The 24,892-nt window shown below is 69.7% G+C and carries 19 protein-coding genes and 1 tRNA gene; 11 read left to right on the top strand and 9 right to left on the bottom strand.

The window, feature by feature from the left end:
• Window positions 1–5: 5 nt before the first annotated feature.
• On the bottom strand, window positions 6–1,397 hold the full coding sequence (gene pdxR, locus ACZK5N_RS08270) for a MocR-like pyridoxine biosynthesis transcription factor PdxR (protein WP_459017640.1): 1,392 nt from the start codon (window positions 1,395–1,397) through the stop codon (window positions 6–8).
• A gap of 84 nt (window positions 1,398–1,481) precedes the next feature.
• Here pdxR and pdxS point away from each other — a divergent pair, with 84 nt between their 5' ends.
• The 8 genes from pdxS to maeA all read left to right on the top strand — a co-directional run bounded on the left by pdxS (window position 1,482) and on the right by maeA (window position 11,577).
• Entirely contained in the window at window positions 1,482–2,381 is a 900-nt protein-coding gene (gene pdxS, locus ACZK5N_RS08265; protein WP_459017639.1) for a pyridoxal 5'-phosphate synthase lyase subunit PdxS, read from the top strand.
• The gene (pdxT, locus tag ACZK5N_RS08260; RefSeq protein WP_459017638.1) at window positions 2,378–2,992 is read left to right on the top strand and encodes a pyridoxal 5'-phosphate synthase glutaminase subunit PdxT; all 615 of its coding nucleotides are present in this window, start codon (window positions 2,378–2,380) and stop codon (window positions 2,990–2,992) included. Before pdxS ends, pdxT begins: the two co-directional genes overlap by 4 nt.
• A gap of 204 nt (window positions 2,993–3,196) precedes the next feature.
• Window positions 3,197–5,242: a PhoX family protein gene (locus tag ACZK5N_RS08255; RefSeq protein ID WP_459017637.1), complete on the top strand. Its 2,046-nt coding sequence runs from the start codon at window positions 3,197–3,199 to the stop codon at window positions 5,240–5,242.
• Window positions 5,243–5,381: 139 nt separating this feature from the next.
• The gene (locus ACZK5N_RS08250) at window positions 5,382–6,308 is read left to right on the top strand and encodes an ABC transporter ATP-binding protein (protein ID WP_459017636.1); all 927 of its coding nucleotides are present in this window, start codon (window positions 5,382–5,384) and stop codon (window positions 6,306–6,308) included.
• Window positions 6,305–7,147 carry an ABC transporter permease gene (locus ACZK5N_RS08245; RefSeq protein WP_459017635.1) on the top strand — a complete coding sequence of 281 codons (843 nt, stop codon included), beginning with the start codon at window positions 6,305–6,307 and terminating at the stop codon, window positions 7,145–7,147. The genes ACZK5N_RS08250 and ACZK5N_RS08245 overlap by 4 nt, the downstream gene beginning before the upstream one ends.
• On the top strand, window positions 7,144–7,965 hold the full coding sequence (locus ACZK5N_RS08240; protein WP_459017634.1) for an ABC transporter permease: 822 nt from the start codon (window positions 7,144–7,146) through the stop codon (window positions 7,963–7,965). Before ACZK5N_RS08245 ends, ACZK5N_RS08240 begins: the two co-directional genes overlap by 4 nt.
• A gap of 108 nt (window positions 7,966–8,073) precedes the next feature.
• Entirely contained in the window at window positions 8,074–9,813 is a 1,740-nt protein-coding gene (locus ACZK5N_RS08235) for a SulP family inorganic anion transporter (protein ID WP_459017633.1), read from the top strand.
• A 48-nt stretch (window positions 9,814–9,861) separates the two neighbouring features.
• Window positions 9,862–11,577 carry an NAD-dependent malic enzyme gene (gene maeA / locus ACZK5N_RS08230; protein ID WP_459017632.1) on the top strand — a complete coding sequence of 572 codons (1,716 nt, stop codon included), beginning with the start codon at window positions 9,862–9,864 and terminating at the stop codon, window positions 11,575–11,577.
• Here the strand turns inward: maeA and ACZK5N_RS08225 are convergent.
• From ACZK5N_RS08225 to ACZK5N_RS08215, 3 genes are all read right to left on the bottom strand, one after another.
• Window positions 11,574–12,395 carry an HAD-IIA family hydrolase gene (locus ACZK5N_RS08225; RefSeq protein WP_459017631.1) on the bottom strand — a complete coding sequence of 274 codons (822 nt, stop codon included), beginning with the start codon at window positions 12,393–12,395 and terminating at the stop codon, window positions 11,574–11,576. The genes maeA and ACZK5N_RS08225 overlap by 4 nt on opposite strands.
• A gap of 192 nt (window positions 12,396–12,587) precedes the next feature.
• Window positions 12,588–13,634: a Gfo/Idh/MocA family protein gene (locus ACZK5N_RS08220; RefSeq protein WP_459017630.1), complete on the bottom strand. Its 1,047-nt coding sequence runs from the start codon at window positions 13,632–13,634 to the stop codon at window positions 12,588–12,590.
• A gap of 9 nt (window positions 13,635–13,643) precedes the next feature.
• On the bottom strand, window positions 13,644–14,843 hold the full coding sequence (locus ACZK5N_RS08215; protein ID WP_459017629.1) for an MFS transporter: 1,200 nt from the start codon (window positions 14,841–14,843) through the stop codon (window positions 13,644–13,646).
• 225 nt (window positions 14,844–15,068) lie between these two features.
• Here ACZK5N_RS08215 and ACZK5N_RS08210 point away from each other — a divergent pair, with 225 nt between their 5' ends.
• Entirely contained in the window at window positions 15,069–16,346 is a 1,278-nt protein-coding gene (locus tag ACZK5N_RS08210; RefSeq protein ID WP_459017628.1) for a thymidine phosphorylase, read from the top strand.
• Between the two features lie 9 nt (window positions 16,347–16,355).
• On the opposite strand, the gene ACZK5N_RS08205 is transcribed toward ACZK5N_RS08210, so the two are convergent.
• Window positions 16,356–18,242, bottom strand: coding sequence for a phosphoenolpyruvate carboxykinase (GTP) (locus ACZK5N_RS08205; RefSeq protein ID WP_459017627.1), 1,887 nt, complete (start codon window positions 18,240–18,242; stop codon window positions 16,356–16,358).
• A 135-nt stretch (window positions 18,243–18,377) separates the two neighbouring features.
• Here ACZK5N_RS08205 and ACZK5N_RS08200 point away from each other — a divergent pair, with 135 nt between their 5' ends.
• Entirely contained in the window at window positions 18,378–18,980 is a 603-nt protein-coding gene (locus tag ACZK5N_RS08200) for a hypothetical protein (protein ID WP_459017626.1), read from the top strand.
• A gap of 20 nt (window positions 18,981–19,000) precedes the next feature.
• On the opposite strand, the gene ACZK5N_RS08195 is transcribed toward ACZK5N_RS08200, so the two are convergent.
• The 4 genes from ACZK5N_RS08195 to ACZK5N_RS08180 form a co-directional block, all read right to left on the bottom strand.
• Window positions 19,001–20,440, bottom strand: coding sequence for an NAD-dependent succinate-semialdehyde dehydrogenase (locus ACZK5N_RS08195; protein WP_459017625.1), 1,440 nt, complete (start codon window positions 20,438–20,440; stop codon window positions 19,001–19,003).
• Window positions 20,441–20,990: 550 nt separating this feature from the next.
• Window positions 20,991–21,064 (bottom strand) — tRNA-Pro (locus tag ACZK5N_RS08190).
• A gap of 42 nt (window positions 21,065–21,106) precedes the next feature.
• Entirely contained in the window at window positions 21,107–22,015 is a 909-nt protein-coding gene (locus tag ACZK5N_RS08185; protein WP_459017624.1) for a metallophosphoesterase, read from the bottom strand.
• Window positions 22,012–24,414: a transglycosylase domain-containing protein gene (locus ACZK5N_RS08180; RefSeq protein ID WP_459017623.1), complete on the bottom strand. Its 2,403-nt coding sequence runs from the start codon at window positions 24,412–24,414 to the stop codon at window positions 22,012–22,014. The genes ACZK5N_RS08185 and ACZK5N_RS08180 overlap by 4 nt, the downstream gene beginning before the upstream one ends.
• A gap of 142 nt (window positions 24,415–24,556) precedes the next feature.
• Here ACZK5N_RS08180 and ACZK5N_RS08175 point away from each other — a divergent pair, with 142 nt between their 5' ends.
• A complete protein-coding gene (locus ACZK5N_RS08175; RefSeq protein ID WP_459017622.1) occupies window positions 24,557–24,868 on the top strand; it encodes a WhiB family transcriptional regulator in 312 nt (103 codons plus the stop codon).
• Window positions 24,869–24,892 lie beyond the last annotated feature (24 nt).

Raw genomic sequence — 24,892 nt, 5'->3', positions numbered from 1 at the left:
CCGGATCATCCAGGGGTGAGCTGCCCGAAGGCGGCCGCTCCGAGGATGATCGCCAAGGCCCGGCGGACCTCGTCGGCGTCGTGGCCGCCGTAGCTGACCAGGAGACCCGTGAGGCCCGGGTTGTCGGCCCAACCGTCGGCCAGGTCCGCCACCAGGAGCCCGCCGCGTCGGCAGTTCTCCCGGATCCGCACCGCGTCGTCACGCCGCATCTCGAGGATGAGGAGGTGGCCGGTGTCGGTGACCCTCACCATGTGGGGGAGTGCCGTGAGCGCCGCCAGCCGCGCGGCCACCTCCCCCTGCGCCGCCACAGCGCCGCGGCGGGCGCGCGCCAGGCGTCGCCTCAAACCCCCCGCCTGGAGATAGCGCGCCAGCGCCCGCTGCACGATGGGAGCCACGCCTCCGCCCAGCGCAGCCTGGGCGTCGAGGAGGTCGTCGTGCCACGACGGCGGCGCCACGAGGTAGCCCGTGGCCACGTCGCGGCCCAGGACCGCGGCGAACGTGCCGAGATGCGCGACGATGCCGGGCGCCAGGCTCCACAGCGGGGGTAGTGGCGGGCCCAGGTGGCGGTACTCGGAGTCGTAGTCGTCCTCGACGAGCAGCACCCCGGTGCGCGAAGCCCAGCCGATGAGCGATTGCCGGCCGGCGGCGTGCAGGGCGGTGCCGGCCGGGAACTGATGATTGGGTGTGACGAGCACCAGGTCCAGCGGCAGGGACCGGGTGAGTGCATCGGTGTCCACCCCGTCGGGCCCCACAGGAACAGGCACCACCTCTACCCCCAGCACCTCCAGCACGCGGCGGAGGCCGGGGAAGCCGGGGCTCTCGACGGCGACCCGCGGCCGCGCCCCGGTGCGCCGCGCCACCACGCCCAGCAGTAGCGCCAGCCCGGAGCGCGCGCCAGCGGTGACGATCACCGCGTCCGGGTCCACGGCCATGGCGCGCATGAGACGCAGATGCTGGGCGATGGCCTCAGTCAGGAGGGGCCCTCCCGGTCCGACGGCGGCGCGGAGGGATGACCGCCACACCGCGTCGTCCAGCGGATGGGCCGTCTCGTGGCCCGAGCTGAAGTCCAGCTGCAGCCGTGGCCGCCGATGCGGGGGGCGGCGGCTCTGCGGCGCCGCCTGGCGCGCGTGTGTCGAGAGGTTGGGGGCCACCCGCATCCCCGAGCGGTCCCGGGCCACGAGATATCCCTCGGCGACCAGTTGATCGTAGGCGGCGCTGACGGTTCCCCTGGACACGGAGAGGATCTCGGCGGCCGACCGGCTGGAGGCCAGGACGTCGCCGCCTGCCAGGGCGCCTGAGGCGATCAGGCTGCGGATTCCGGCTGCGATCTGGGCCGGCAGCGGAGCCGATCCCGGCGCCCGGTCGAGCGCCAGGGTGGTCAGTGCCTCGGACTCCATGGCGCACAGCATACGCTCTGGTACATCAGAATGGGTGGCATCTGGCTCTTGTCTGGTCCAGTCTGAGCGGACATCATCGTCACCATGACCGCACCTGATACCACTGCGCCCACGCGCGCCCTCGTCAACACCGGACTCGCCGAGATGCTCAAGGGCGGCGTGATCATGGACGTCGTCACGCCCGAGCAGGCGCGCATCGCCGAGGATGCGGGCGCGGTGGCCGTGATGGCGCTGGAACGGGTACCTGCCGACATCCGGGCACAGGGCGGCGTCGCCCGGATGAGCGACCCGGACCTCATCTCCCGCATCATCGAGACCGTGTCCATCCCCGTGATGGCGAAGGCCCGCATCGGCCACTTCGTCGAGGCGCAGGTGTTGCAGGCGTTGGGTGTGGACTACGTCGACGAGTCCGAGGTGCTGTCGCCCGCGGATTTCGTCAACCACATCGACAAGACGCAGTTCGAGGTGCCGTTCGTGTGCGGCGCCACGAACCTCGGGGAGGCGCTTCGCCGGATCACGGAGGGCGCCTCGATGATCCGCAGCAAGGGGGAGGCTGGCACCGGTGACGTGTCCGAGGCCATGAAGCACCTGCGCACCATCAAGGGCGAGATCCGGGCCCTCGCGGCGAAGTGCGACGATGAGCTGTTCGTCGCGGCCAAGGAGCTCGCGGCCCCCTACGAGCTGGTGCGCCGCGTCGCACGCGACGGTGCGCTCCCCGTCGTGCTGTTCGTGGCCGGCGGCATCGCCACGCCCGCCGACGCCGCGATGATGATGCAGCTTGGCGCCGACGGCGTGTTCGTGGGTTCCGGCATCTTCAAGTCCGGCAACCCCGAGCGCCGGGCGAAGGCGATCGTCGAGGCGACGGCGCACTTCGAGGACCCGATGGCGATCGCGGAGGCGTCGCGCGGGCTGGGCGAGGCCATGGTGGGCATCAATGTGGCCGATGTGCCGGCCCCGCACCGGCTGGCCGAGCGCGGCTGGTGACCGTCGGAATCCTCGCCCTGCAGGGAGCGGTTCGGGAGCACGCGGCCGTGCTGGAGTCGCTCGGGCGGTCGGTGAGGCCGGTCCGCAAGCCCGACGATCTCGTCGGGCTCGAGGCGCTGGTGCTCCCGGGCGGCGAGTCGACGGCGATCGCGCGGCTGGCCAGTCCCAGCGGGCTGCTCACCGCCATCCGCGGCTTCGTCGACCGGGGGCTTCCGGTCTTCGGGACCTGCGCCGGCCTGATCCTGCTGGCCGACGACGTCGCCGACCCGGCTGCCTTGGCCGGCTACGCCACCATCGGGGGCCTGAACGTCACCGTTCGCCGCAACGCGTTCGGTGCGCAACTGGCCTCGGGTGAGGCGGAGGTCAGCCTGGTCGGCCCGGCTGCCCGCCCCAGCGACCCGCGGGAGGGCGCCGCCCCGTCGTCGGGGACCATGCAGGGGGTGTTCATCCGCGCGCCGCGGATCGAACGGGTGGGCGCTGGTGTGGAGGTCATCGCGGTGCGCGGCGACGAGCCGGTCGCGGTGCGGCAGGGCAGCGTCGTGGCCTGCACCTTCCACCCCGAGCTCGTTCCCGACCCCACTCTGCATCGCCTGTGGCTGGGTGGGGTTTGAGCCGATGGATGGGTTCGCGCTGAGTTGAACGATCGAATTGGCCGTTTCGCGCATTGAGCCCATCCATCGGCTCAATTCCACCACCCGGTAGGGGGCGTGTGAGTCACCGAGTGTTCATCGAACGGTCACCTGACGTTGGGGGCTGTGGGGTGGGGGGTCGCGTTGGATGGTCAGGACCCACCGACCACCAAGAGGAGACCCTCCATGAAGCGCCTGCTTCCCATGCTCGGCCACACCCGCGGTAACCGATCAGCCGTCACCTGCGAACTCAAGTGCGGCAGCGCCTGCGCGCATCCCGCCCCCAATACCTCCGGCAACGAGTCCTTCCGCGACATCGTCAGCGGCGTGTTCTCCCGCCGCGCCGCGCTCGGCGCCGGTGCCGGGGTGACCGGCGCGATCGTCGTCGGCGGAGCGATGGCCCGGCCGGCCGCGGCAGACTTCGGCAACCCGCCCAAGGGCGGCGGCAAGCTCCCCTTCACCGCGATCGGGCCGACGGCCCGCACGGTCGACACCGTGACCGTGCCCGAGGGCTACCGCTGGGATCCGATCATCCGCTGGGGCGACCCGCTGTTCGCCGACTCGCCGGAGTTCGACATCACGAAGCAGACCGGGGCGTCGCAGGCCAAGCAGTTCGGCTACAACTGCGACTACCTCAACATCATCTCCGACGGCCGCAACGACCGGTCCGGCTACCTGGTGACCAGCCACGAGTACACCAACGAGAACATCATGTTCCCGCCCGGGACCGATGAGCGGGACATCGTCGACGCGGCACTCGCGGCCCACGGCCTGTCCGTGGTGGAACTGACCCGCGCCAAGCAGGGCGACGTGTGGACCTACGTCAGGGGCGGGCGCCGCAACCGCCGCATCACCGCCTTCACCGAGTTCACGGTCAGCGGCCCGGCGGCCGGCGCGGACCTGATGAAGACCGACGCCGACCCCACCGGCACGAAGGTGATCGGCACCCTCAACAACTGCGCCGGCGGCACCACCCCCTGGGGCACCGTGCTCTCCGGCGAGGAGAACTTCAACCAGTACTTCGTCGGCACCGGGTCGCCCGAGGACGGGCGCTACGGCATCGGCAGTGGGCAGACGAACCGGCAGTGGGAGCGTTACTACGACCGGTTCAACCTCAACACCCCTGGCTACGCGAACGAGGCCAACCGATTCGGCTGGATCGTCGAGGTGGACCCGGAGGATCCGACGTCGACGCCGGTCAAGCACACCGCCCTCGGACGCTTCAAGCACGAGGCCGGCACCGTCGCGATCTCCAAGTCCGGCCACGCCGTGGTCTACATGGGCGACGACGAGCGCAACGACTACGTCTACAAGTTCGTCTCCTCGGCCAAGTACCGCGAGGGCGACAAGGCGCACAACCTGACGCTCCTGCAGGACGGCACGCTCTACGTGGCCAAGTACTCCGGCAACTCGCCTCAGGCGCAGATCACCGGGGATGGCACCCTCCCCGCCGACGGCGCCTTCGACGGCACGGGGGAGTGGATTCCCCTCGTGCGGGGCACCACGTCCCTCGTGGACGGCATGACCGTCGAGGAGGTGCTCGTCTACACGCGCCTCGCCGCGGATCGCGTGGGTGCCACCCCGATGGACCGCCCCGAGGACATGGAGCCCAACCCGCTCACCGGCAAGGTGTACCTCGCGTTGACGAACAACAGCCGGCGCGGCGTCACCAGCGCCGTCGACGAGGCCAACCCCGTCGCCCCCAACCGCGACGGCCACGTCGTCGAGATGACCGAGGCAGGAAACGACGCCGCGGCGACGACCTTCGCCTGGAGCATCCTGCTCCTGTGTGGAGATCCGGCCTCCTCGACGTCGGCCTACTTCGCCGGCTTCCCCGCCGACAAGGTCTCGCCGATCAGCTGCCCGGACAACCTGGCGTTCGACTCCGAGGGCACCCTCTGGATCTCGACCGACGGCCAGCCCGGCACCATCGGCCTCAGCGACGCCCTGCACAAGGTGACCCTCACGGGCCCGGAGCGCGGGCGCGTGCAGCAGTTCCTGGGCGTACCCGTCGACGCCGAGACCTGCGGACCGGTCATCCACGACAAGGACCAGTCGGTGTTCATCGCAGTGCAGCACCCCGGCGAGGACGGCGAGTGGGACGCCCACACGTCGTATTTCCCCGATCAGCTGCCCGCCGGCGGCCCGGTCCAGGTGGGTGACAAGGTCGCCGTGCCCCGCCCGACCATCGTTCAGGTCACCCGCACGTCGGGCAACCGTTCGCGCAAGTGACACGAGTCCGTCGGCCCACCTGGCGGAGACCTGATTTTCCGCCAGGTGCGCCGACGGCGGCCCAGCCCTGCGTCGCCGCCTTGTGCACCCGGGGCTGAGGCCGTGTGAATCGTCGGTGGGGTGTCGTAATGTGTCGCGGGTGACTGAGCCAGTGATCACCGCCCGCGCGCTGACCAAGCGCTACGGCACCCTCACCGCTGTGGACGGGATCAGCTTCGACATCGCGCCGGGGGAGTCGTTCGGCTTCCTCGGTCCCAACGGGGCGGGCAAGTCCACCACCATGCGGATGATCGCGGCCACCTCCACCCGCACCGCCGGCGAGCTCACCGTCCTCGGACTGGACACCAACCACCACGGCCCGCAGATCCGGGCGCAGCTGGGCATCGTCCCCCAGGGGGACCTCCTCGACGAGGAGCTCAGGGTGATCGACAACCTCACCGTCTACGGCCGCTACTTCGGCCTTCCCCGCGCCTACGTCAGGCAGCGGGCAGAGGAGCTGCTGGACTTCGCCCAGCTCCGCGACAAGCGCCTGGCCCGCGTCGACGGCCTCTCGGGCGGCATGAAGCGCCGCCTCACCATCGCGCGCGGCCTGATCAACAACCCGAAGATCATGCTCCTGGACGAGCCGACGACAGGCCTGGATCCCCAGGCGCGTCACGTGCTGTGGGACCGCCTGTTCCGGCTCAAGGAGGAGGGGGTCACGCTCGTGGTCACCACGCACTTCATGGACGAGGCCGAGCAGCTGTGTGATCGCCTCGTCGTGATCGACAAGGGGCGCATCGTCGCCGAGGGGAGCCCGCCGTCGCTCATCCGCCAGTACTCCACCCGCGAGGTCCTGGAGGTGCGCTTCGGCTCCTCGCGCAACGAGGAGGCGGCCCGGGTGCTAGGCGGCATCGGCGAGCGCCAGGAGGTGCTGCCGGACCGGGTGCTCATCTATACCGACAACGGCGAACACGCCCTCCAGGCCGTGATCGAGCGGGGGATGGAGCCCGTCACGTCGCTCGTGCGGCGCTCCTCTCTGGAGGACGTGTTCCTGAGACTCACCGGCAGGAGCCTGATCGAATGAGCGCGGACCTCGCGCCTCGTAGCGGGGTCATCGACCGCCGCATGTCCTCGGACCACCGTGTGGTCGCGCGCTGGGGGTGGTGGGCCGTCGTCGAGCACCACGTGCACCGCATGCGCCGCTACCTCGTCACGCTGCTGGTCACCGGCATCGGCTCCCCGGTGATCTACCTGCTCGGGCTGGGCGCCGGGCTGGGTGTCCTCGTCGATCAGGGCGAGGGCATCGGGGGCGTGCCGTATCTCACGTTCATCGCGCCTGCGCTGGTCATGTCGACGGCGATGCTCACGGCCTCGCAGGAGAACACCTACGGGGTGTTCGGCGGGTTCAAGTGGTTCAACACCTTCCCTGCGATGCGGCTGACGCCCATCAGTCCGGCCCAGATGGCGGTGGGCGTGCAGGTGGCCGTGCTGCTGCGGGTGCTGCCGGTGCTGGGCTTCTATCTCACCGCGCTGGTGCTGTTCGGGATCGCGGGGCCGCTGCGGGCCCTGGCGCTGCTCCCCGTCGGGCTGCTCCTGTCGGTGGCCGTGGGGTTCGCGGTGATGGCGTGGGTGGCCACCCAGAAGGATGACCGCGGACAGTTGTCCTTCATCGAGCGGTTCGTCGTCGTGCCGCTCACCCTGTTCTCCGGCACCTACTTCCCGCTCGAGACGTTGCCAGGCTACCTCCAGCCCATCGGGTGGATCTCGCCGCTGTGGCACGCGGCCGAGCTGGGGCGCTGGGCCATGTACGGGCAGCCACTGAGCCTGCTGATGGCCACGGTGCACGTCGGGTTCCTCGCCCTGCTCGCGGTGGTCTGCGGATGGCTGTCCATCCGCACGTTCCGGCGGAGGCTCGACGAATGACATCTCCCATTCAGGCTCCCGCTCCGCGCGTGCCGGCGTTCCTCGCCGGCCTCTACGGGGGCAACACGCGCTCTGTGGTGGCGCGCGGAATGAGGGTGATCGCCCGCAACAACTGGCTGATCATCCTGACGGGCTTCTTCGAGCCGGTGTTCTACCTCCTCTCGATGGGTCTGGGGCTCGGTGCACTCATCGGCACGGTGGCGTTCTACGGCCGCGACGTCGCCTACGCCGCCTACATCGCCCCCGCGTTGATGGCGGTCTCGGCCATGAACGGCGCCATCTACGACTCGACGATGAACGTCTTCTTCCGCATGCGCTACGGCAAGATCTACGACCAGATGCTGTCCACGTCGCTCGGCCCCATGGACGTGGCGTTGGGTGAGATCATCATGGCGCTGTTCCGAGGGCTGCTGTACGCGTGTGGGTTCATGGTGGTGACGACGGCGCTCGGGCTGAACCTGTCCTGGACGGCGGTGCTGGCCATCCCGGCGGCGTTGATGGTGGCGTTCGGGTTCGCGGCCGTGGGGCTGGCTGCCACCAGCTTCATGACGTCGTTCCAGCACCTGGACGCCGTCTATTTCGTGATGCTGCCGATGTTCCTGTTGTCGGCCACCTTCTTCCCCATCGACGTGTACCCCGAGTCCGTGCAATGGGTGATCATGGCCATGCCGCTGTGGCATGCCGTGGACATGGTGCGGCAGCTGACCACCGGCCTGATCCGGCCGTCGATCTGGGGGCACCTGGCCTATTTCGCGGTGATGATCGGGGTAGGGACGACGGCGGCCACCCTGCGTCTGAAGGCCCTGTTCCTGCGCTGAACGGGGAGTGGTGCAGGAGCAATCGACATGAGGATCGCCGGCTCACAGGGTGGCCCCGGAGGCCCGGTCCCGGGGCCCAGGCGTACCCTGTCCCCGGAGAGGTGAGTGGTGGGCAACAGGGATTTCAGGATCGAAGCGCAGCGGCTCACACCCAGAGAACAGGTGGAGCGGTACCGCGCTCTCGTCGGCAGCCACCTGGTGAGCTTCGCCGGGTTGTGGCCCACGCCGAAGGACTACGCCGGCCTGCGCTCGTCCTGGGGCAAGGACCTGCTCGCGGGGATCACCGTGGGTATCGTCGCGCTGCCCCTGGCGCTCGGCTTCGGCGTCGCCTCGGGAGCGGGCGCGGCCGCAGGGCTGGTCACCGCGATCATCGCGGGCCTCGTCGCGGCGATTTTCGGGGGTAGCCACCTGCAGGTCTCGGGCCCCACCGGTGCCATGACGGTGGTGCTGCTGCCGGTGATCGCCAAGCACGGCGTCGAGACCGTTCCCTTGCTGGCCATCATGGCCGGCGTCATCGTCGTGGCGATGGCCCTGACAGCGGTGGGGCGCTCGGTGGAGTTCATACCCCTTTCCGTGGTGGAGGGGTTCACCATCGGCATCGGCGTCATCATCGCACTGCAGCAGATCCCGCTCGTCCTGGGAACCGAGCGGGCGGAGGCTGAGTCCACACTGGTCTCGTCGTGGCTCACGCTGGGCTCCACGGACTGGACCAGCGCCTGGCAGCCGCTCCTGGTGACGGTGGGTGTGATCGCCGTCCATCTGATGGGGCACCGATTCTTCCGGCGTCTTCCCCTCTCGCTCATCGCGATCGTCGTGGCCACCATCGCGGTGGAACTGAGCGGTGCGGACGTCCTTCGGATCGGGGCCCTCCCCACAGGCCTGCCGATGCCCACATTGCCGCTGTTCGACGCAGCGCTCCTCCAGGACCTGATCGCGCCGGCGTTTGCCGTGGCGGCCCTTGCGGCACTCGAGTCGTTGCTGTCCGCGCGCGTGGCCGACGGGATGCGATCCGACCTCACTCAGACCAGCCCGGACCGGGAACTCATGGGCCAGGGGCTCGCCAACGTGGCGTCCGGCCTCTTCGGCGGCCTGCCTGCCACCGGCGCGATCGCCCGCACCGCCGTCAGCGTCCGTTCGGGCGCGAGGACGCGGCTGGCGTCGGTCTCGCACGCGGTGGTCCTGTTGGTCGTCATGCTGCTGCTGGCGCCGCTGGTGTCGCTGATTCCGATGGCGGCGTTGGGAGGCGTGTTGCTGGTCACTGCCGGCCGGATGATCAATCTCGGCCTTGTGCGCACCCTCAGCGCGGTCACCCGGGCGGACCGCAACACCTTCTGGCTCACGCTGGGCGCCACCATCCTTCTCGATCTGGTTGCGGCCGTGCTCCTGGGCATCGGTATGGCAGCGCTGATGAGCCTGCGCCACATGGCCTCCTACTCCGTCGTCGCGCGTCAGCGGCTGCCCACCAACACTCGCGAGGGCGACGTGGACCTTCGGCCGGAACATGAGCACCTCCGCACACAGCTCGCGATCTTCCGCGTGGACGGGGCTCTGTTCTACGGCAATGCCCGTCGATTCGTCGACGAGGTCACCGCCGTCGAGGACGAGGTCGGCGCCGTGATCCTGCGTTGCCATCGGATGACCATCCTCGACGCCTCCGGCGCCGACGCGATCAAGGCGGTGGGCCGGCAGCTCAAGGCCCGCGGGGTGGCCTTCGTGGCCCAGGGGATGACCGAATCCCAGCAGCGGACGTGCCGCCTCATGAGGGTGTTCGACGACGACCAGCATGTCCGCGAACTGTCGGAGGCCGTGGACTGGGCCGTGCGGAGGCTGACCGAGTCCGACGGCTGATCGGTCCGCAGCTTTCGGCGGGCCGTCCGCTCGCGGTAGGTTGGGTCAGTGCCCGAACAACGTCGTTACGAGGTCCTCCCCGGCAATCACGGCTCCCGCGTGAAGGTCAACATCCGCGGAGGCGACATCCTGTGGACCCCCCGGCTCAACCGGGGCACCGCCTTCACCCTGGAGGAACGCGAGGAGCTCGGCCTCGTGGGCCTGCTCCCCACCGGCATCACGCCGATCGACGCCCAGCTGCACCGCGCCTACGAGCAGTTCCTCGACGCGCGTACACCCATGGCGAAGTTCCGTCGCCTGACCGCGCTGCGCGACCGCAATACGGTGCTGTTCTACCGGCTGCTCAGCGAGCACCTCGAAGAGATCATGCCGATCGTGTACACGCCCACCATCGGCGACGCGATCGCGCAGTTCAGCCACCAGTTCACCCGCCTGACGGGCGTCTTCCTGTCCATCGATGCGCCCGATGCCATCGAGCAGTCGCTGCTGGCGAGCAACCGCGACCCTGACGATGTGGACATCATCATCGTCACCGACTCCGAGGGCATCCTCGGCATCGGCGACCAGGGCGTGGGCGGCATCCAGATCTGCCACGGCAAGAAGAGCCTGTACACCGCCGGCGCAGGGGTGGACCCGGACCGGATGCTCGCCGTCGGCCTCGACGTCGGCACCGACAACCTCGGCCTCCTCAACGACGACCTGTACCCGGGGCTCCGGCACGCGCGGGTGCGCGGCAAGCGGTACGACGACTTCATCGAGGCATTCGTCGTGGCCGCGCAGAAGCTCTACCCGCACGCGATGATCCACTGGGAGGACTTCGGCGCCGCCAACGCTCACACCATCCTCACCCGCTACCGCGAGCGCGTCTGCACGTTCAACGATGACGTCCAGGGCACGGCCGCCGTCGTCAGCGCGGCCGCGCTCGCGGCCATCAAGGGCCTGGGGGAGCGGCTGCGCGACCAGCGGATCGTCATCTACGGGGCGGGCACCGCGGGCATCGGCATCGCGGACCTGTTCCGCGACATGATGCTCGACGAGGGCCTGTCGGACGCGGAGGCCCACAACACGTTCTGGTGCCTCAACAGCCGCGGGCTCATCCTGGAGGACTCCGCGGGCGTGCGCGACTTCCAGCGCCCGTATGCCCGCAGGCCCGACGAGGTGGCCGGCTGGGAACTCGATGACCACGGCCGTGTCAGCCTCGCCGACGTCGTGCGCAACGTCCGCCCCACCATCCTGATCGGCACGTCGGGCCAGCCGGGCACCTTCACCGAGCCCATGATCCGGGGCCTGGCGGGCCATGTGCGCCGGCCGATCATCCTGCCGCTGTCCAACCCCACCACGCTGGCCGAGGCGACGCCCGCGGACCTCCTGGAGTGGACCGACGGCGCGGCGCTGATCGCGACGGGTTCGCCGTTCGATCCGGTGACCCGCGGGGACGTCACGTTCGACGTCGCGCAGGCCAACAACGCGCTGGTCTTCCCCGGGCTGGGTCTTGGGGTCGCGGTGTGCCAGGCGAGCAGGGTGACGGACCGGATGATCGCGGCGGCCGCCAGGGCGGTGGCGTCGCTGGTCAGCCTGCGTACGATGGGCGCGCCGCTGCTCCCGCGGATCGGCGAGCTCCGTCGCGTCTCGGCCACGGTGGCGATCGCGGTGGCGCGGGCGGCCGCTGAGGACGGCGTCGCGGGCGTGGAGTTGGACAATCCGGTGCAGGACGTGTTCGACCGCATGTGGCAGCCGGTCTACCCCGAGCTCATCCTGGATTAGCCGCGCGGGCCGGGCTCTGGAAGGAGCAGGTCGATGCGCTCGACGACGTACGTGGGGCGCTTGTCCTCTGGCAGCGCCGCGACATCCTCGAGTGTCGATTCGCCCGTCAGCACCAGGGCTGATGCCATGCCGGCGTCGACGGCCATCTGGATGTCGGTGTGCAGGCGATCGCCCACCATCAGGCAGCGCGAGAGGTCGAGGCCGAGCCCGCCCAGCGCGGCCTCCAGCATCACCGGCGACGGCTTGCCCAGGCTCACGCTGCACGTGACGCCCGTGCACGCCTCGATCGCGGCGGTGATCGCCGCGCAGTCAGGCTCTCCGCGACCCCCCGGAAACGGGCAGAACCGGTCCGGGTTGGTCTGGATGAGGATCGCGCGCTTGTGGAACCACAGCGCGTCGAAGGCGATCTGCAACTTGCGGTAGTCGAAGGTGCGGTCGTACGACGCGACCACCACGTCGATCTCCGCCGGATCCTCGGTCAGCCGGAATCCGGCCGCGCGCAGCGACCGCTTGAGCGGCTCCTCGCCCACGACGAACAGCGCCGCCTCCGGCTGATGGTCGAGCAGCCAGCGCGTGGTGGTGACGACGGTGTTGGCGATGTCCTCCAGCGGCGTCGGCAGCCCGAGCGCCTCCAGCTTGGCCTGGTACTGCCGGGGGTCCTTGGTGGGGTTGTTGGAGAGGAACTTCACCACCTTGCCCTCCGCGCGGACCCCCTCGATCAGCGTTTGCGCTCCCTGGAGGAGGTCGTCGCCGAGGTAGATCGTGCCGTCGAGGTCGAACACGTACGCGTCGTACCACGGCGTGGGGATGGTGAACATCGGTCTCCTTGCGCCCCGGCGACTCTGTCCGCGGGCCTGTACCCAACAGTGCCATCTCCGGCCCCGCCCATCTGAACCAATTAGGCCGGTCAGGTGCGCGGAACCGGAAGAAAAACGACTCGTTCGGTAGTGAACCACACCGGAACGCAAAGGCCCGGGCGGCCGGCGCGTCGCCTTCACGGGGCTTCTCGCCTAAAGGACCTCGCCCGGCAGCGAGACGCCCACCTGGCGGCGCAGCTCGTCCATCGTCGCCATGACGGCCAAGGTCTCGTCGAGCGGCAGGATCTCGGACTCGAGCCGCCCCTCCGTGATCAGGGCGGCGAGGTGCGCCGCCTGGTAGCACAACCCCTCGTGCGCTGGGATCGGCCCCGCCTCGGATGAGGTGCGTTCACCGTCGCGGCGGGTCACCGTGACCGGCTGCGGCCCGTAGAAGGGGCCGGGGATCTCCAGGCGGGCCTCGTCGCCCGCGACGAACGCGAGCGTGGGGGTCAGGGCGGCCAGCGTCGTCGTCACGATCCCGTGAGCCATCGGGTGCCGCTCGAATCCCGTCAGCACGGCCGAGATCTGCCGGTCAACGCCGGTAAAGGCCCTGGTGCCCGTCGCCAGGGCCGCGCCGGGGGTGCCGAGGGCGAAGTGTGCGAAGCTCACCGGGTACACCCCGAGGTCCAGCATGGCTCCGCCGGCCTTGGCCGGGTCGAAGAGGCGGAAGTCCGGGTCCTTGGGGAACCACTGCCCGTGGTCGGCGAACGCGGTCTCGATCTCGCCGAGTGCGCCGTCGGCCAGGACCTGGCGCACCACATCCATGTGCGGAAGGAAGCGCGTCCACATGGCCTCCATCGCCGCGACCCCCGCGGCGCGGGCCGCGTCCACCACCTCGGTGGCCTCGCCCAGGTTACGGGTGAAGGCCTTCTCGATGAGGACGTGCTTGCCGGCCGCGATCGCGAGGAGCGCGTTGTCGCGGTGCTCGCTGTGCGGCGTGGCCACGTAGACGATGTCCACCGTCGGGTCCGCCGCCACCGCCTCGTAGCCCACGAGGCTGCGCTCGATGCCGTGCCGGGAAGCGAACTCGGCGCCTTTTTCGGATGTGCGGGAGCCGACCACCACCACCCGCTGCCGGGTGTGCGTGTGCAAGGCCTCGACGAAGCGCTCAGCGATCCATCCGGTGCCGAGCATGCCCCACCTCAGCGGCGGGGCGTCCATCGGGTCCGGGGTGCGGGGGGAGGGCAGCCAGAAGGTCATGTGCCCCAGTCAATCACCTCGGACGACGGCGGGGCGGGCGTTCCGCGGCGGCGTGAGGGCGGGCGTGAGGGCCAGCGCCACCAGCGCGGTGGTGGGCACCACGATGAGCGCCCAGCGCAGGCTGACGAGGTCGCCGACCAGGCCGATCAGCGGCGGGCCCGCGAAGAAGCCGAGCCGCATCAGCCACGTCACGAACGTCAGGCCGGAGCCGTGCGCCATGCCGGGAAGCTCGTCGGCGGCGTGCATGGCCGACGGGATCCCCGTCGCGATGCCCCAGCCGGCGCACGCGAAGCCGATGATGGTGGTGGCCGGGTGCGGGAACGCAACCGCCATCCCCATGCCCAGGGCCGCGACACTCACACCCCAGGTCACCGCGGGGCGGGCGCCGATCCGGTTGACCAGGGCGTCGCCGGTGAACCGGCCGATCATCTGGGCCAGCTGCAGTGCGACGAAGGCGAGGCCCGCCACGAACGGGATGACGTCGAACATGCCGTCCATGTAGATGGCACCCCACGACGCGGCGCTGTCCTCGACTAGGCCGACGGAGGCACCGAGGAGGCCCAGCGCGATGAGCCGCAGCCACATGGAGGCAGGGATCCGGCGGCTCGGGCGCACCTCCGTAGCGGCCGCCTCGCTCAACGGCTCCTGGTCTCTGCCCGGGAGGAGCAGTGTGCGGGCGAACAGCGCGATGAAGCCGAACACGACGGTCGCGATGATGGCCTGCAGCCACAGCGCCATGTCGATCTGCGCGGCGACCGAGCCGAGGAAGCCGCCGCACACCGCGCCGATGGACCACCAGCCGTGGAACGAGTTGAGGATGCTGCGGCCGTACAGCTTCTGCACGCGGAGGCCATGGGCGTTCATCGAGATGTCCGTGACGGCGTCCATGGCCGCCATGAAGGCGAGGGCGGCGGAGAACACGGCGATGTGCGGCGCGAAGGCGATGAGGTTGAGGGTCGCGATGCCCGTGATGAGCGTCACGGTGGCCACGGAGGCCGAGCTGAACCGGCGCACCAGGCGGGCGGTGAAGAGGCCGGCGACGAGCCCACCCACAGGTCCCAGTCCCACGGCCAGGCCGAATGCGGTGTTGGACGCCTCCAGCGCAACCTTGATCTCGGGGTAGCGCGGCAGGATGGAGGACCAGGCGACGCCGTTGAGCCAGAACAGCAGAATGACGCCCCAACGGGCGCGCAGGACTTCCTTGGACATGAGAACTTCCGTCGGGCAGGAGGGCCCCATCGCGCGCAGGGCTACGTCGCGGCGTGGGGTGGAGAGCTTCGATCCTGCCAGATCCTGGCCGGGGCACCAAAGTGCGCTCTTCCCGCACATGGGGGTCCCCAGGGCCGACGGGGGACGGCTTCGTCGGCGTGTCGTGCCCGGAGGGGGAGGCGGTGACCTCGCGCCGCTCACGGGGATGACCACTAGCCTGGGAGCATGAGCATGGACGTGGTTGACCTCATTCGCACCAAGCGCGACGGGGGCAGGCTGAGCCCGGACGAGATCGACTGGGTGGTCGACGCCTACACCACGGGCCGGGTGGCCGACTATCAGATGTCGGCGCTGGCCATGGCCATCCTCCTCAAGGGCATGGATCGCGACGAGATCGCCCGCTGGACCGCCGCGATGATCGCCTCCGGGGAGCGGATGGACTTCTCCACGCTCAGCAGGCCGACGGCGGACAAGCACTCCACGGGCGGCGTGGGGGACAAGATCACCCTCCCGCTGGCCCCCCTCGTCGCGGTGTTCGACGTGGCGGTCCCGCAGCTGTCGGGGCGTGGCCTTGGCCACACCGGCGGCACGCTGGACAAGCTCGAGGCCATCCCCGGGTGGCGCGCGGCATTGACCAACGAGGAGATCTTCCGTCAGCTCGAGGACGTCGGCGCGGTCATCTGCGCGGCGGGCTCCGGCCTGGCCCCCGCGGACAAGAAGCTCTACGCCCTCCGCGACACCACGGGCACCGTCGAGGCCATCCCGCTGATCGCGAGTTCCATCATGAGCAAGAAGATCGCCGAGGGCACGGGGGCGCTGGTCCTCGACGTCAAGGTGGGCTCCGGCGCGTTCATGAAGTCGTTCGACCAGGCCGAGGAGCTCGCCCGCACCATGGTGGACCTGGGCAAGGACGCCGGCGTCACCACCGTCGCGCTGCTCACGGGCATGGACACGCCACTGGGGCTCACCGCAGGCAACGCGCTCGAGGTGCGCGAGTCCGTCGAGGTCCTCGCCGGGGGTGGTCCAGCCGATGTGGTCGAGTTGACGGTGGCGCTGGCCAGGGAGATGCTGACCGCAGCCGGACGGCCGGGCGTGGACCCGGCACCGGCGCTGCAGGACGGTCGGGCGATGGACGTGTGGCGCCGGATGATCGCCGCCCAGGGCGGAGACCCTGACGCGTCGCTGCCGGTGGCGACCCATCAGCACACCGTGACGGCCGGCCGCGCCGGGTACCTCACCAGGATGGACGCCTTCGCCGTCGGGGTGGCCGCGTGGCGCCTCGGTGCCGGGCGAGCCAGGAAGGAGGACGACGTCCAGGCCGTGGCTGGGGTCGAGATGCACGCCAAGCCGGGCGACGCGGTGACTGCCGGACAGCCGCTGTTCACCCTCCACACGGCCACTCCCGAGCGCTTCGACCGAGCACTCGACGCGCTGGAGGGCGCCGTCGACTATGCCGACGAGGTCCCCGAGCTCCCCGGGCTGATCCTGGGACGCGTGGACTGACGCCAGGGGTCAGGTATCCGTCGACGACCGGCCGAGCGCCCGCTCCAGCGTGCGCAGCTCGTCGACGATTTCGCGCGGGAGCCGCCATCCGAAGGTGTCGAACCAGCGCCCGATGCGAGGCACCTCGTCGCGCCATTCGTTGTCCTTGAAGGACACCACGTCGCTGAGATCGCGGGCGTCGATGTCCAGCCCCTCCACGTCGAGGCTGCCCTCAGCCGGCACGAACCCGATGGGCGTCTCCACCGCGTCGGCCAGCCCGTCGACGCGCTGCGCGATCCACTTGAGCACGCGGGAATTCTCGCCGAAACCGGGCCACATGAAGCGGCCGTCGGCGTCGCGGCGGAACCAGTTGACGTAGAAGATCTTCGGCAGCTTGTCCGCCTGGGCGGTCCTGCCGATGTTGATCCAGTGCTGCACGTAGTCAGCCACGTGGTAGCCGATGAACGGGAGCATGGCCATGGGATCCCGGCGCAGCACCCCGACGGCGCCGGAGGCTGCGGCCGTCGTCTCCGACGAGCACGTGGCGCCCATGAACACGCCGTGCTGCCAGGTCCTCGACTGCATCACCAACGGGATGGTGTTCTCCCGCCGGCCGCCGAAGATGATCGCGTCCAGGGGGACCCCGTGCGGCGAGTAGTAGTCCTCCGACAGGATGGGGCACTGGTCGATCGGGGTGCAGAACCGGCTGTTGGGATGCGCGGCCTTCTCGTCGGGCCGGCCGCCCACGGGGCCGGTGGCGCCCCGCCACTCGCGGCCCTTCCAGTCGATGAGCGACTCCGGCTTCTGGGGTGTCATGCCCTCCCACCACACGTCGCCGTCGGGAGTCAGGGCGACGTTGGTGAAGATCGTGTTGCCCGCCTCGATCGAGCGCATGGCGTTGGGATTGGTCTCGTAGCTGGTGCCCGGCGCCACACCGAAGAATCCCGTCTCCGGATTGGTGGCGTACAGGCGGCCGTCCGCTCCGAAGCGCAGCCAGGCGATGTCGTCGCCCAGGGTCTCGACGGTCCAGCCCGGGATCGTGGGCTCCAGCATCGCCAGGTTGGTCTTCCCGCAGGCCGACGGGAACGCCGCCGCCACGTGGTACTGACGCCCCTCGGGGGAGATCAGCTTGAGGATCAGCATGTGCTCGGCCAGCCAGCCCTCATCGCGGGCCATGACGGAGGCGATCCGCAGCGCGTAGCACTTCTTGCCCAGCAGCGAGTTGCCGCCGTAGCCGGACCCGTAGGACCAGATGACGCGCTCGTCGGTGAAGTGGACGATGTACTTGCTCTCGTTGCACGGCCACGGCACGTCCTCCTGGCCCTCGGCCAGCGGCATCCCGACGGAGTGCAGCGCCGGCACGAAGTCCGCGTCGGTCTCCTCCATCCTGGCCAGGGTCTCGGCGCCCATGCGCGTCATGATCTTCATCGACAGGGCGACGTAGGCGGAGTCGGACACCTCGACGCCGTACTTCGGGTCGTCGGCATCCAGGCTGCCCATGCAGAACGGCATCACGTACATGGTCCGGCCGGACATGCACCCGTCGAACAGGGGCGTCATCACCCGCTTCATCTGGTCCGGGTCCATCCAGTTGTTCGTGGGCCCGGCGTTGCGCTCGTCCTTGGAGCAGATGAACGTCTGGTCCTCCACCCGGGCCACGTCGTCGGGGTCGGTGCGCGCCAGGATTGAGTGGGGCTTCAGCGTGTCGTTGAGCCGGATGATCGTGCCCTTGGCCTCGAGTTCGCGCACCAGCGCGTCGTACTCGACATCCGAGCCGTCGCAGTAGTGGACGGCGTCCGGCCTGCACAACGCGACGACCTCGTCGAGCCATGCGAGCAGCCTCGGGTGCGACGGGGCCATGCCCGTGGAGGGGAGGTCGGTTCGGGTCATCTGGCGGATCTCGGTAGCGGTTGACATGGGTCTCCTCGGTGCGACACTTGCCTCGGACAGCCGCGTCGTCCTTGAGCGCTGTCCGCCTCCACGGTAGCCCGCCGCCCCGGGTGCCCGTGCCAACTTCGGGTGGACGCGTGGACCCCTGGTAGCGTCGGTGCCGTGCGGAATGTGATGCTGACAGGTGGCGTGCTGGCCGTCGCGCTGACGCTGGGGTCCTGCGGGGCCGCTGCGGACGTCGCCCCCGCGCCATCGGCGCCGCCGCCGGCCACGGCCTCGGTGGGTCCGTCGTCAAGCTCGCCGCTCCCGGCGGAGTCGGAGGCTCCCGATCCCCAGCCGGAGCCGTCACTCGAACTGGCCCCCACCACGGCTCTGACCCCGGTGCCGCAGCCCTCACCGGAGGGCGGTCCGTGGGCGGAGGTCGGGGCAGCGGTCACCACACCCGAGGAGGCGCGAGAGCACGCGGAGCTGCCTGCCTCGTTCCGGGACTTCCTGGCTGTGCGGTTGGGCTATGCCGACGAGACGGGGTGCGTCACCTCGCGGGTGGATGTCAGGGCGGTGCACCGCGACGGGTTCGTCTTCGGTGACGAGGAGACCACATGCGGTGACAGCCTCACCATCTGGGGCATCACGGAGCGACGGTGGCAGTACATCGTGGCGTTCCAGGACGCGATCCCGTGCCGGGACCTGGCCCAGAACGACGTGCCGGCCGGAGTGCCCGGGCTCCGCTGCCTTGATGACACCGGACGGGCGGCCGACTACTGACCCGCCGGGCCACCCCGGCGCTACCCCAGCGACATCCCGATGTACTTGATCTCGAGGAACTCCTCGATCCCCTCGGGGCCACCTTCGCGCCCCAGGCCGGAACTCTTCACACCGCCGAACGGGGCGGCCGGGTTGGACACCAGCCCGGAATTGAGCCCCACCATGCCGGACTCCAGTCGCTCGGCCGTCGTGATGGCCTCCGTGAGGTCCTCGGCGAAGACGTAGCTCATGAGCCCGTAGTCGGTGTCGTTGGCCAGCGCGACCGCCTCGTCGACCGAGTCCACGGCCACGATGGGGGCGACGGGCCCGAAGATCTCCTGGCGGAAACAGCGCGACGACGGGTCCACGTCGGCCAGGACGGTGGGCTGCATGAAGTGGCCCGGGCCCTCGCCCCGCGAGCCGCCGACGACCACGCGGGCCCCGTCGGCCACGGCCTCACGAACCATCGCCTCGACGTCGTCCAGCGCCGACGCGGACACCAGCGGTCCCACCTCGACTCCCTCGGCCATGCCGTCACCCACCTTCATCGCGCCCACGCGCGCGGCGAGCTTCTCGGTGAACTCCTCGACGAGGCTGCGGTGCACGATCAGCCGGTTGGCAGCCGTGCAGGCCTGCCCGATGTTACGCATCTTCGCCACCAACGCCCCCTCGACGGCGCGGTCCACGTCCGCGCTGGGCAGGACCAGGAACGGGGCGTTGCCGCCCAGCTCCATGGAGGTCTTGAGCACGTTGGCGGAGGCCTGCTCGAGCAGCGTGACTCCGACGGATGTCGAGCCGGTGAAGGTGAGCTTGCGCAGCCGTCGGTCGGCGATCAGGGGACCTGTTGTCGCGGAGGCCGACGACGACACGAAGCAGTTCACCACGCCCGCGGGGACGCCCACCTCGTCGAAGACGTCCATGAGCAGCAGCGAGGTGAGCGGCGTCAGCTGGGCGGGCTTGAGGACCGCGGTGCAGCCGGCGGCCAGGGCCGGCCCCAGCTTGCGCGTGGCCATGGCCAACGGGAAGTTCCACGGCGTGATCGCGAGGACCGGCCCGACTGGTTGCTTCGTGGTGAGCAGCCGCTGCCCGCCGACGGGCGCGACGGTGTAGCGCCCGTGGATCCGGGGGGTCTCCTCGGCGAACCAGCGCAGGAACTCGGCGCCGTACGTGACCTCGCCTCGCGCCTCGGCGAAGGGCTTGCCCATCTCCCGGGTCATGGTCTCGGCGAACTCGTCCGCGCGCTCCAGGATCCGCTCCCAGGCTGCGCGCAGCAGCTCTCCGCGGAACCGTGGCTCGGTGGCGGCCCAGCCGGCGGCGGCGTCGACGGCGGCGTCCAGGCAGGCCATCGCCACCTCGGGCCCGGCATCGGCCACCGTGGCCAGTGCCTCGCCGGTTGCCGGGTTCTCCACGACGAGGGTGGGCTGGTCGGTGCTGAAACGCCCATCGATGTAGTGAGTGGTGCGCAGGGGCGTCCAGGTCATCGTCGGCTCCGTCCGTGAGGTGTCCACCAGCTTAGGCCCGGCGGGGCCGGGCGGGGCGTCGGGGCGGAGAGGGGCGCCGCGGCAGGATCCCGCGCCCAGACGGACGCGAGCTCACCGTTGACCGTAAAGACGAAAAGACCGAGAGCTGTGGGCGCTTGCCCATTTCTCTCGACCTGCGTCGGGGTGTTCCGGGACTTCGTCCCTCCAACCCCCTCCTTGGCCTCGGAAATGGACAAGCGCCGAGACCATGGGCAACAAAAAGTCGAGAGCTGTGGGCGCTTGCCCATTTCTCTCGACCTGCGTCGGGGTGTTCCGGGACTTCGTCCCTCCAACCCCCTCCTTGGCCTCGGAAATGGACAAGCGCCGAGACCATGGGCAACAAAAAGTCGAGAGCTGTGGGCGCTTGCCCATTTCTCTCGACCTGCGTCGGGGTGTTCCGGGACTTCGTCCCTCCAACCCCCTCCTTGGCCTCGGAAATGGACAAGCGCCGAGACCATGGGCAACAAAAAGTCGAGAGCTGTGGGCGCTTGCCCATTTCTCTCGACCTGCGTCGGGGTGACAGGATTTGAACCTGCGGCCTCGTCGTCCCGAACAACGCGCGCTACCAAGCTGCGCCACACCCCGATGGCCCAGAGGGCCAACCGAGATACTAGCCCATCGGCGTCGTCACCGCGAAACCGGACGGAGCGTCAGGAGGGTGACCTCCGGCCTGCAGGCGAACCGGTAGGGGGCGTACGGGGAGGTGCCCACGCCCGCCGACACGTGGAGGTGGGCGGTGCGACCGCCGGCGGTGTGGGTGGACAGGCCCTTGACCCGCGCGGGGTCGAGGTCGCAGTTGGTCACCAGCGCGCCGTAGCCGGGGACGGTCACCTGGCCGCCGTGGGTGTGGCCCGCGAAGATCAGGTCCATGCCGTCGGCGGTCATCGCGTCCAGGAGCCGCAGGTAGGGCGCGTGCGTGACGCCGATGTTGAGGTGGGCCTCCGGGTCCGGCGGTCCCGCCACGGCAGCGTAGTCGTCGCGGCCGAGGTGGGCGTCGTCGACGCCCCGGAACGCGAGGCGGTAGCCGTTGACCTCCAGTGCGGCGCGACGGTGGGTGAGATCTACCCAGCCGTGCCTGGTCATGCCGTCACGCAGCTTCTCCCAAGGCAGGGTGGGGCGCGACCGGCCCTCTGACTCCGACTTGCCGTGCACGAGGTAGCGCAGCGGATTGCGGAAGTGCGGAGAGTAGTAGTCGTTGGAGCCGAACACAAACACGCCCGGCACCAGCCGGAGCTTGTTCCACGCGGCGAGCAGGGGGAAGATCGCCTCGGCCTGGGCGATGTTGTCGCCGGTGTTGACCACGAGATCCGGCTCGAGGGCCGCCATCGACCGTACGAAATCCAGCTTGAAGTGCTGGCTCGTGGTGAGGTGGACGTCGGAGACGTGCAGGATCCTGATCGATCTGCCCCCAGGGGGCAGGATGTCCAGGTCCACCCGGCGGACGGTGAACAGCGCCGCCTCGATCAGCCCCCACCCGAAACCGGCCGCGCCCAGGGCCGCGGTGGCGCCGAGTGCACGCAGCACCGGGCGCGTCATCGGTCCGATTTACCGGGCGGGTCCTGCGTGGCCGCAGGGGTGGGCGTGGCGGCTGGCGCCGGTGTCGCGGGCGTCGGAGAAGGCTCGGGAGAGGGCTCAGGTTTGGGCTTGGGCTTCGGCCCGACGGACACCTTGAGCCGCACCGTCGAGAATTTCACGGCGGAGCCCTCAGGCGAGATTCCCAGGAACGTGCCACGGGGGCGGCTGGAGTAGATCCCCCAGCGCTCGGTCTGGAAGCCGGCGGCCTCCAGCGTGCGCTCAGCCTCGTTGTAACCCATGCCGGACACGTCCGGCAGCGGCACCTTCACGCCCTCGAGCACTTCCTTGGACGGCGCCGTGAACGCCGTCTCCGGTTTGCCCGCCAGAGCCGACGACATGGCGGCGTTCCAGATGAGTCCGGCGTCGCCGCCGCCAGTGCCCCGGAGGTACGTGCCGCTGGGAAGGCGCACGTTCTTGAGGGTCTTGCGCTTGGTCTCGTACCAGGGGTTGGTCTTGTCGATGGCGATCCACGCAGCCCCAGCCATCTCCGGCGTGTAGCCCGCGAACCAGACGGCCTGGTTATCGGTGATCGTGCCCGTCTTCCCGGCTTGGGGGCGCCCGTCGCGGAGGCGGGCCGGGTAGCCCGTGCCCTGCTTGACGACGCTCTGCAGGATGTAGTTGACGCCGTCGGCGATCTCAGGCCGGATCACCTGCGTGCAGTCGGCAGACGGCACGGCCAGGTCCGCCCCGTCCTTCGTCGTGACCGACTTCAGGATGATGGGCGTGCAGTGGATGCCGCGGTTGGCGAACGTGGCGTACGCCTCCGCCATGGACAGGGGGGTGACCTCGGATGTGCCGAGCACGAACGTGGGGTAGTTCTGGTTGACCCGCAGATCCTGGCCGGTGGACATCTTCACGCCCGCCGCTTTGGCTATGTCGATCGACGCGCAGATGCCCGCGTCGGCCTCCAACTGCATGAAGTAGGTGTTGACCGAGTCCTCCGCGGCGCTGATCATGTCGATCTTGCCGTAGCCGCGGTCGTAGTTGCGGACGCTGTGGTCCTGCTTGAACACGAACGGGCCGGAACAGTTCTTGAACGTCATCCCCTCCAGGGGGAGCTCGGCCGGCGCGGTGTAGGAGCGCTCCGGCGTCATCCCGAGGTCCAGGGCTGCCGCGATCGTGAACGTCTTGAAGGTGGAGCCGGCCTGGTATCCCTCGGCGCCGCCCATCGCGCGTTCCACGTTGTAGTTGTAGTAGGTCTCGCCCGGGTCCGTGCCCATGTCCGGGCGGGACTGCGCCAGGGCGACGATCAGGCCGGTGCTGGGCTGGATCAGGGCTGCTCCGGCCAGCACGGGATCGGTGGGGGCGATCAGGTCCGCCACCGCGGCCTCGGCCGACGCCTGCGCCGCGGGGTCGATCAGGGTGTTGATGGTCAGACCGCCCCGGTTGAGCAGGTTCTCGCGCTCCTCCAGCGTCGCCCCCATGCTCGGCATCGCGTCGCTGAGCAGCGTGAGGCGGACGTAGTCGCACAGGAAGGGGTACGGCGACGACGTGCAGCCGTTGGGCGTGCGGGTGACGGTGGCGGGATCGAACGCGACCGCCTTGGCCTCGGCAGCCCGGTCCTCGCTGATGATGCCGAGTTCGGCCATCCGGTTGAGTACCACATTGCGCCGCGCGATGGCCTTGTCCGGGTTCTTCACCGGGTTCGTGGCCACGGGGTTCTGCACCAGACCGGCCAGCATGGCCGCCTGCTCCAGCGTGAGGGCCTTGGCCGTGGTGCCCCAGTAGTGCTGAGCTGCCGCCTCGACGCCGTAGGCCCCGTCGCCGTAGTAGGCGATGTTGAGGTAGCGCTCCAGGATCTCGTCCTTGGTCAGCCGCTCCTCGAGCGCCATGGCGTAGCGGGCCTCGATGATCTTACGGTCGAGGGTCACCTCGGTGGCCTTGCTGACCCCCTCCTTGTCGCCGGCTGCCACGGCCGACTCGACGCGCACCAGCTTGACGTACTGCTGGGTGAGCGTCGAGGCGCCTTGGGTGTCACCCGTCATGGTCTTGACGAAGGCGCGACCGAAGCCCTGGAAGTCGATGGCGCCGTGCTCGTAGAACCGGTGGTCCTCGATGGCGATCTGGGCGTCCTGCATCACCGGGGCAATGTCGGACAGCGGTACATAGACGCGGTTCTCGTTGAAGAACGTGGCCAGCACCTGACCGTCCGCCATCAGCACGCGTGAGCGCTCTGACTGCGGGGGGGTCTCCAGGTCCGCGGGAAGGAACTCCAGCGAGTCCGCCGCCATCTTGGCGCCACCCCCGGCGAGCGCGGCGAACGGCACGGCCAGGCCCGACAGCAGGAGGCCCGCGAGCACGCTCACGGCGAGGAACATGAGGACGGAGTACGCCTTCTGGCTGAGGGAGGCAGACTTCATTTGCTCAGTTTACGTGACGGGTCCCAGGAGGCCATGCTCGCCGGGCTGGCTTGCATCTTTACCGGTGGGACCCCTGTTGCGATGGGCCGGGGATGCGCTAGCGTCAGGGTATTGACAGCAACTGCGCAAAGGAGGGCAGCTCATGTCACTCGCCGAGGTGAGCGAATGGACGCTCCACGCCAAGTGCCGAGACATGGCGGACGCTCTATTCCCCGAGGGCAAGGATCAGAAGCGCGCACGGTCCGTGTGCGTCGGATGTCCGGTCCGGTCGGAATGTCTGGCAGAGGCGCTGGACAACCGCATCGAATGGGGCGTCTGGGGCGGCATGACCGAGCGGGAAAGGCGGGCGCTCCTGCGCTCCCGTCCGGACATCGATTCGTGGCACGACGTCCTGGTCGATTTTCACGACACGGCTGAGGCCACCATCACCGTTCTGCCCGTCCGCCACGGATAGAACTCACGCCACTGCACCGGCGCG

The sequence above is a fragment of the Tessaracoccus pujii genome (genome assembly GCF_055326215.1).
The sequence above is the reverse complement of the archived record's forward strand: the minus strand, read 5'-3'. Positions and strand labels throughout refer to the sequence as shown.